Genomic DNA, 534 nt, shown 5'->3' with positions numbered 1-534 from the left:
CGAGCCGAGGTCGTCGGCGCCGTAGTGGAGCGACAGCTGGCCGACCTCCTTGCCGGTGGTGAGCCAGGAGCCCTGGATGTGCTGGACGTTGTCGAGGAAGAGGCGGGCGATCGCGATCATCCGCAGGTACTCGAAGAGGGTGGCCTGGGTGCGGCCCTTGAGGTGGTTGTTCTCGGGCTGGTAGGTGTACGGGATGAAGGCGCGGAAGCCGCCCGTACGGTCCTGGACGTCCCGGATCATCCGCAGGTGCTCGATGCGCTCGGCGTTCGTCTCACCCGTGCCCATCAGCATGGTGGACGTGGACTCCACGCCGAGCTTGTGCGCGGTCTCCATGATCTCCAGCCAGCGCTCGCCGGACTCCTTCAGCGGCGCGATGGCCTTGCGCGGCCGCTCCGGGAGCAGTTCGGCGCCCGCACCCGCGAAGGAGTCCAGGCCCGCCGCGTGGATCCGGGTGATGGCCTCCTCGACGGACACGCCGCTGATCCGGGCCATGTGCTCGACCTCGGACGCGCCGAGGGAGTGGATGACGAGCTG

At 68.9% G+C, this 534-nt stretch carries 1 protein-coding gene; it reads right to left on the bottom strand.

What is annotated here, in order from left to right; genetic code table 11:
* A partial coding sequence (locus BIV25_RS46070) for a radical SAM protein (RefSeq protein ID WP_371273159.1) occupies positions 1-534 on the bottom strand: 534 nt, incomplete at both ends.

The sequence above is a fragment of the Streptomyces sp. MUSC 14 genome, assembly GCF_001866675.1.
Taxonomy (GTDB): domain Bacteria; phylum Actinomycetota; class Actinomycetes; order Streptomycetales; family Streptomycetaceae; genus Streptomyces.
Note: the sequence above shows the minus strand (reverse complement) of the source record. Positions and strands in the feature narration are given on the sequence as shown.